The sequence below is a fragment of the Corallococcus sp. CA049B genome, from assembly GCF_003611685.1.
In the GTDB taxonomy this organism is placed as follows: Bacteria; Myxococcota; Myxococcia; order Myxococcales; family Myxococcaceae; genus Corallococcus; species Corallococcus coralloides.
Map to the genome: position 1 here is coordinate 1 of NZ_RAWC01000327.1, position 7,292 is coordinate 7,292.

The window sequence follows — 7,292 nt, forward strand, 5'->3', positions numbered from 1 at the left end:
GCCCACGCGGGCACGCTCATGGGGAACAGCAGCACCCACTTGCCCAGGAAGACGAACCCGAAGCCCAGCCCCAGCCCCAGCACCCCGCCCACGAGCGACAGCATCACCGCCTCCGTGGCGAACTGGCCCAGGATGCGGCGGCGGCGCGCGCCCAGCGCCTTGCGGATGCCAATCTCCCGCGTCCGCTCCGTCACCGACATCAACATGATGTTCAGGATGCCGATGCCGCCCACCACCAGCGACAGCAGGCACACGCCCACGCCCGCGAACGCGATGACCTGTGACAGCTCGTTGAAGGACGCCGTCATGGACTCGTTGGTGTGCAGCTCGAAGTCGTTCGCCTCCTGCGGCGTCAGGCCCCGGCGGCGGCGCATCAGGTTCACCACCTCGTCCTGCGCCTTCTGGAACGACTCCCCGTCACGCGCCTGGATGTCGATCTCCACCGAGCGGTTCTTGCCGTAGAACTGCTGGAAGGCGCGCATGGGCATGATGGCCTGGTTGTCCTGGCTGGCCATCCCCATGACACTGCCGCGCTTCTGCAGCACGCCAATCACCTGGAACGGCCGGCCCTGGAGCCGCACCTCGGAGCCCACCGGGTTCATGCCCGGGAAGAGCGTGTCCGCCAGGTCCACGCCAATGACCATCACCGGGCGGCCGTCCAGCGTCTCCGTCTCGTTGAAGAAGCGGCCGGTCGAAACGATGACGCCGCTCGTCTCCAGGTACGTGGGCTCCGTGCCCAGGACGCTCACCGAAGGGGGCGTCTCCCGGAACGCCGTGGTCAGCTTCTTGCCCCACTCCTGGGCCTTGGGTGTCGCCGCGCCCACCGAGGGACAGGACTCCACGATGGCGCGCACGTCGTCGCCGCGCAGGTCCTTGCGCCTGGCGTACTTCGCCCAGTTGATGCGGCCGAAGCCGGTGGGCCACTTCGTCACCTCGAAGGTGTGCGCGCCCAGGCTGCCCAGGTTCTTGTTCACCTGTTCGCGCAGGCCCTCGATGAGCGCCATCATCGTGATGACGGTGGCCACGCCGATGACGATGCCCACCAGCGTCAAGAGCGAGCGCAGCGGGTTGCCCAGGAACGTGCCGAGCGCCAGCCGCAGGTTGTCCAGGAAGGCCCGCATCCGTGCCTATTCGTAGCGGAGCGCTTCCACCGGGTCCAGCTTCGCCGCCCGCGCGGCCGGCCAGATGCCGAACAGCAGGCCTACCAGCGCCGCGAACGCCACCCCGCCCACCACCGTGCCCGGGCGCACGTCCGCCGCCAGCGGCGTCACCAGCGACACGAGCTTCGCCGTGCCCAGCCCCACCGTCGTCCCCAACAGCCCCCCCACCGCGGACACGCTGGAGGCCTCCATCAGGAACTGGAGCACGATGGTGCGCTGGCGCGCGCCCAGCGCCCGGCGGACACCAATCTCCCGCGTCCGCTCGCGCACCGACACCAGCATGATGTTCATGATGCCGATGCCGCCCACCAGCAGGGTGATCAGCCCCACGCCCGTGGCCACCGCGTAGAGCGCGCCGGTGAGCTGCTCGTAGGTCGCCGCGAGCGAGTCCGTCCGGTTGACGTTGAAGTCGTCCGGCTGGCCCGGCGGCGTCGCGCGCACGCGCCGCATGATGCCCACCAGCTGGTCCTCCACCTTCGCCATCTGCCCCGCGTCCGCCACGGCGATGGCGATCTGCATGGGCCGCCCCTTGCCGAAGTGCGAGTTGAAGGTCTTGAAGGGCATGAACACGGACATGTCCATGTTCTCCGCCACGACCTTCCCCTTGCGCCCCAGCGTGCCCACCACCTGGAAGGGCCGCCCGTCGATGCGCACCGTCTGCCCCAGCGGGCTGATGCTGGGAAAGAGCGAGGCGGCCACGTCCGCGCCCAGCACCGTCACCGCCCGGTTCACCTCTTCATCCGCGCGGGTGAGGAACCGTCCGGACACCACCTCGTAGTTGCCGATGGCCAGGTAGTCGCTCCACACGCCGTTGATGCGCACGTTGGAGACCTGGAGCGCGCCGTGCGCCACGTCGGACGTCCGCATCACCGCCGGGGAGATGGCGGTGATGAAGTCCGCCTGCGCACGCACCGCCGCCACCTGCTCCAGCGTGAAGTTCTTCCGGTTGCGGTAGAGCCACCAGTTCCCTTTGATCATCCAGGGGTACTTGGAGATGAAGACCGTGTTGGCGCCCAGCGTGGCCAGCTGCTTCTCGAACGACGCGTTGAGCCCCTGGATGATGCCGACAATGGCGAGCAGCGTGGCCACGCCGATGCCGATGCCCAGCGTCGTGAGCACCGTGCGCATCCGGTTCGCCCGGAGGGAGAACACCGCGATGCGGGCCCCCTCCAGCACGTCCACGCGGAAGCCCTGCCGGAAGCTCACGCGGTGCCCGCCTGGGGCACCACCGTGTGCCCGCCCATCGCCACCTCCGGCCCCGGCCCGTCCGCGACAATCTCCCCGTCGCTCAACCGGATGGCCCGGGGACATCTCGCGGCCAGCTTCGGTTCGTGCGTGACGAGCACCAGCGTGTGCCCCGCGCGGTGCAGCTGCTCGAAGAGCTTGACGATCTCCTCGCCGGTGGCCGAGTCCAGGTTGCCCGTGGGCTCGTCCGCCAGGAGCATGGACGGCTCCGACACCAGCGCCCGCGCGATGGCCACGCGCTGGCGCTGACCGCCCGACAGCTCGTTGGGCCGGTGGTGCATGCGGTGCGTGAGCTGCACCTTGTCCAGCGCCGCCTTCGCCCGCTCGCGCCGCTCCTTCGCGCCCATGCCCCGGTACACCAGCGGCAGCTCCACGTTGGCGAGCGCCGTCTCCCGGGGGAGCAGCTGGAACGTCTGGAAGATGAAGCCGATCTCCACGTTGCGGATGACGGCCAGGTCGTCGTCGTCCATGCGCGACACGTCCTTGCCGTTGAGCATGTAGCGGCCGCTCGTGGGCGTATCCAGGCAGCCCAGCACGTTCATGAGCGTGCTCTTGCCGGAGCCGGACTGACCGATGATGGCCACCCACTCCCCCCGCTGGATGCCAAAGGACACGCCGCGCAGCGCGCGCACCTCTTCACCGCCCACGAAGAAGGCCCGCGTGAGCCCCTCCACCTGGATGAGGGGGCCCGCGTCCGGTGCAGGGGTGGACGTCACGACTTGCCCTTCGCCGCGGCCTTCTCCGGCTCGCGCACCGCGTCCCCGTGGGACAGCTCCTTGGACAGCGTGCGGTAGGGGCCCTCCACCACGCGGTCACCGACCTGCAGGCCCTCCAGCACCTCCAGCTCCGTGTCGGAGGCGATGCCGGTGCGCACGCGGCGCACCTGCGCCTTGTTGTCGTTGTCCACCACGAACACGACCTTGGCCAGCGACTCCGTGCGGCGCTTGGCGGTGAGCGACGTGCCCTCCACCGGCGCCTGGTAGTCCGGCAGCGAGCGCTCCGCGCGCACCGTGACGGCCTGGATGGGCACCAGCACCGCGTCGTTGTGCGTCTCCGCGCTGATGCGCGCCTCGGCGCTCATGCCGGGGAGCACGCCCGGCGGACGCGCGTCCAGGGCGACGGTGATGGGGAAGCTCGTGACTTCGGCCTCCGTGCCCGGGTTCTTGATGGTGGCCTTCTGGGCGATCTCCACCACGGTGCCGGTGAAGGACTGGCCCTCCAGCGCGTCCAGCGTCACCTCCGCGGGCTGGCCGTACTTCAGGTGGACGACCTCGTGCTCACCCACCTCGAACTTCACCTCCATCTGGTTGAGCGCGGCGATGGTCATCACCACGTCCTCGGAGAAGTCGGAGCCGCGCACGCGCTCGCCCACTTCACGCGTGAGCTCAATCACGTTGCCGTCGATGGGGGACAGGAGCGTGGTGCGCGCCAGGTCCGTGGAGGCCTGCTCCAGCACGGCGCTGCTCTGGGCCACGCGCTGCCGGGCGGCGGCGAGGCGCGCCTCCGCGGTGTCCACCACCGCCTGGGACTGCTCCACCTCCGCGGCGGACGCGAGCCCCTTCTCCGCGAGCCCCTTCACGCGGGCCAGCTCCGCGCGCTGGCGCACGGTGTCCACCTCCGCCACCTGGACCTCGGAGCGGGCCGCGTCGCGCGACGCGGTGGCCTGCTTCACGGCCGCCTCGTAGTAGCGCTTGTCGATCTGCCCCAGCACCTGCCCCTTGGTGATGGCGTCGCCGTCCTTCACCTTGAGGGCGACCAGGTCGCCGGACAGGTTGGAGGAGATCTTCACGGTGGTGGCCGCCTGCACCTTGCCCGCGCCGGTGATGGTGCGGGTGATGGTGCCCTTGCGGGCCTTGGCCATCTGGACTTCCTGCGTCGGGGGCGGCCGGTCCCGCAGGCCGCCCACGGTGATGGCCACCGCTCCAAGCAACAGCGCGCCGGCGATTGCCGCCTTCCACCACGTCATTGTGAGTCTCCCGGGTTCAGCGTGCCCATGGCCCGGAACAGGGCATAGCGGGCGATTTCGACATCGATGCGGCTCTGGAGCAACACCAGCTCCGCCTGGGTCAACTTGAGCTGCGCGTCTCGCACGTCCAGCGTGGAGCCGGCGCCCGCGCGGAAGCGCTCGTCCGCCAGCGCCAGGCCCTGCTGGGCGACCGCGCGGTTATCCATCGCGAGCTTCGCGGAGGCGATCTGGCCCTCCAGCACCTGGTGGGAGCGGCGCACCTCCGCCTCCAGCTCCCGCGCCGTCTGCGCGAACGTCAACTCCGCCTTGCGGATGTTGACCTGGGCGCGCGCGGACTGGGCGTCCGTGTTGAAACCGTTGAACAGGTCCCACGTCAGATTGATGCCGCCCGTGAAGATGTTGCCGTAGCCGGGCTCGCTGAAGAACGAGCCTGGGGCCTGGCTGTTGTGCGAGTACTGCGCGGACAGGCCCACGCGCGGGATGTAGTCGCCCTGCACGATGGCCCGCTGCAGCTGCGCCACCTGCACGCGCTGCTGGAGCGCCTTGAGCAGGGCGCGGTGCTCGCGGGCCTGCTTGATGGCGTCATCCAGGGCGGGCGCCGGCGCGGGCTCCTGCTGGAACACGCCGGGGTCCACCGCCTGGAGCAGCTCCGTGCCGGGGCGCGCCAGCCACACGGCCAGCTGCACCTGGTCCGCCACCAGCTGGTTCTGCCGCTGCACGATGTTGATGCGATCATTGCCCAGGTTGACCTGGGCGGCGATCTCCTCGGACTTGCCCACGCGGCCCGCGGTGAAGAGGGCGCGCGCGCGCTCCAATTGCTCCTCGCTGCGCTGCGCGGTGGCGTTGAGCACGTCCAGCGTGGCCTGCGACAGGAAGAGGTTGAAGAAGCGGCGGATGGCCTCCAGCTCGGAGGTGTCCGCCTCTTCAATGGACTGGTTGCGCGTGGCGTCCACGTTGACGCCGGCCTGCTCCAGCTGCTTCCAGAGGCCGCGGTTGTAGATGACCTGCGACAGGCCCAGCGACGCGGAGTAGCTGTCCGCCGTGTTGGAGGTACTCACCACTTCGCGCGTGACGGTCTCATCATCGCTGATGGGGACGCTGAAGACCTGCCGGCGCCGGCCCAGGTATTGGAGGCTGGGGCCCACGTTGAGCTGCACCTGCGGCAGCAGGCCGGAGCGCGCCACGCGCTGGTCCTCCTGGGCCACGGCGACGTCCAGCGCGGCCTGGAGCGCCTGGGTGTTCTTGCGGCCCAGCTGGCGCGTCTCCTCCAGCGTGATGGGCGTGGCGGTGAGCAGCGTCGCGACGACGAGGAAGGCGCTCACTGCGCACCTCCCGCGGGCAGGCCGATGAAGAAGACTCCGACGTACATGAGGTACATCACCCCGATGAGCACCAGCGCGCGCCCGAGGCGCATTCCGGTGGCGGTGGAGAAGCCCACTCCCAGCAGGCCCACGCTCCACAGGTTGAAGAAATCCACGCCCTTGAGCACGCGCTGCATCTTCGGCGACAGGCCGTCCAGCAGGGCCAGGCTGGAGGGCACGAGCCGCGCCGCGCGCAGGTCGGTGAGCGAGTGCTGGTAGGCCGCGCACACCGCGTAGATGAGGTGGTACAGCGCGATGGGCAGCAGCGCCACCGCGGCGGCCGCCATCAGCTGCCCGAAGGCCGCGGGCTTGTTGAAGAGCCACGCGGTGACCCACAGGATGCACGCGAGCAGCAGCACCATCAGGGGCATCACGATGAGCCCATTGGCGATGCCGCCCACCAGCGCCTTGCGTGACGCCGTTTGAATCTGCTCGGCGATGTCGGACTCGGAGACGCTGGACGCGGTCGAGTCCGTGGGCAGGGCGCTCACGATGGAGGCGGTGGCGTCCCAGCGCAGCGCGAAGACGGTGCCGGAGAGGGCGACGCAGAAGGCGAGGATGAGGAGGGGCCACAGCCAACGCCGGGCCTCGACGGCGGCGCGCGTGCCCCCAAGGGGGTCCACGAAGACGCGCGCCGGTTGAGCAAGGGAGGTCATAAGGATGGGGTCTCAGGGCGGTCTACGCAGCCCTCCCGGAGTGATTGCCCGGTCCCTTGAATTCAGTCGGGAAACGGGCAGGCAGCCAAACGAAATCCGGCGGCACCCCAAGGTTTATCCTGCCTTGCATCCATCCTGTAGCGGTCTGTAGCCTAAATTTTGCGGCGGGGCGGCGGACGGTGTATTCCGCTCGGCTGGACGCTTGCCGGAGCATGAATGGTCGACAGCACGGATCTCGCCCAGGTTCTCCATGAGGCGCATGACATCGCCCGCAGCGTCGCCCAGAAGCCCACGTCGGCTCACGTGTTGCTGGCGCTCTTCACGGTGGAGAACCGTGCCCAGCTCCTCCTGAAGGAGAAGGGCGTGGACGAGGACGCACTCCTCCAGCTCATCACGGAGGCCCCGGCGGAGACGGGCAACGTGGTGCAGGAGCTGACCGCGCGCGCCCGCGAGCTGGCCAGCACCTTCCGGGCGGGCGAGGCGGACTGCCTGCACCTGCTCATCGCCATCATCCGCAAGCGCTGCGCCGCGAGCGACCTGCTGGGGCGGACGGGGTTGGATCTCATCTCCCTGTCCAACACGGCGCTCGCCTATTCCACCAGCGGCGGCCTGCCGCGCCGGCTCCAGCCGGGCTATGGCCAGGCGGTGGCCACGCGCGCACCGGTGAGCCGCCCGGTGGGCGCGCCGCCGTCTCCCCTCCCCTCCTCCACGTTCGCGCTGAGCGTGCCGCGCCCGGCGCCGGCGCCGGTGATGACGCCCCCGGTGACGCCGCCGCCGGCCGCGCGCGCGACGCCCGCGCTGTCGCCGCGAGACCTCATCGACGTTGACGAGGACGACGTGACGCAGGATGCCGTCGCGGAGGCCCCTCCTCCGCCGATGCCGCGCATGGCGCCGCCCCCGGCCC

General features: G+C 70.0%; 7 protein-coding genes. 1 reads left to right on the top strand and 6 read right to left on the bottom strand.

The genetic code is table 11. From position 1 onward, the window contains the following. The 6 genes from D7W82_RS37440 to D7W82_RS37465 all read right to left on the bottom strand — a co-directional run. A partial coding sequence (locus D7W82_RS37440; RefSeq protein ID WP_147439748.1) for an ABC transporter permease occupies nt 1–1,121 on the bottom strand: 1,121 nt, incomplete at its 3' end. 6 nt (nt 1,122–1,127) lie between these two features. Beyond that, nucleotides 1,128–2,366, bottom strand: coding sequence for an ABC transporter permease (locus D7W82_RS37445; protein ID WP_120622858.1), 1,239 nt, complete (start codon nt 2,364–2,366; stop codon nt 1,128–1,130). Beyond that, nucleotides 2,363–3,121: an ABC transporter ATP-binding protein gene (locus D7W82_RS37450; RefSeq protein WP_120590033.1), complete on the bottom strand. Its 759-nt coding sequence runs from the start codon at nt 3,119–3,121 to the stop codon at nt 2,363–2,365. The genes D7W82_RS37445 and D7W82_RS37450 overlap by 4 nt, the downstream gene beginning before the upstream one ends. Further along, a complete protein-coding gene (locus D7W82_RS37455) occupies nt 3,118–4,371 on the bottom strand; it encodes an efflux RND transporter periplasmic adaptor subunit (RefSeq protein WP_120622859.1) in 1,254 nt (417 codons plus the stop codon). Before D7W82_RS37455 ends, D7W82_RS37450 begins: the two co-directional genes overlap by 4 nt. Next, nucleotides 4,368–5,693 carry a TolC family protein gene (locus tag D7W82_RS37460; RefSeq protein WP_120622860.1) on the bottom strand — a complete coding sequence of 442 codons (1,326 nt, stop codon included), beginning with the start codon at nt 5,691–5,693 and terminating at the stop codon, nt 4,368–4,370. Before D7W82_RS37460 ends, D7W82_RS37455 begins: the two co-directional genes overlap by 4 nt. Further along, entirely contained in the window at nt 5,690–6,388 is a 699-nt protein-coding gene (locus tag D7W82_RS37465) for a YIP1 family protein (protein ID WP_120622861.1), read from the bottom strand. Before D7W82_RS37465 ends, D7W82_RS37460 begins: the two co-directional genes overlap by 4 nt. 216 nt (nt 6,389–6,604) lie before the next feature. Between D7W82_RS37465 and D7W82_RS37470 the strand changes: the two genes are divergently transcribed. Beyond that, nucleotides 6,605–7,292 (top strand): Clp protease N-terminal domain-containing protein (locus D7W82_RS37470; RefSeq protein WP_304988764.1); only part of this gene is annotated, 688 nt, incomplete at its 3' end.

Bases quoted from the DNA above. Each gene is read 5' to 3' on its own strand.
- D7W82_RS37455 (WP_120622859.1), bottom strand. From the start codon at position 4,371: ATGACGTGGTGGAAGGCGGCAATCGCCGGCGCGCTGTTGCTTGGAGCG.
- D7W82_RS37465 (WP_120622861.1), bottom strand. From the start codon at position 6,388: ATGACCTCCCTTGCTCAACCGGCGCGCGTCTTCGTGGACCCCCTTGGG.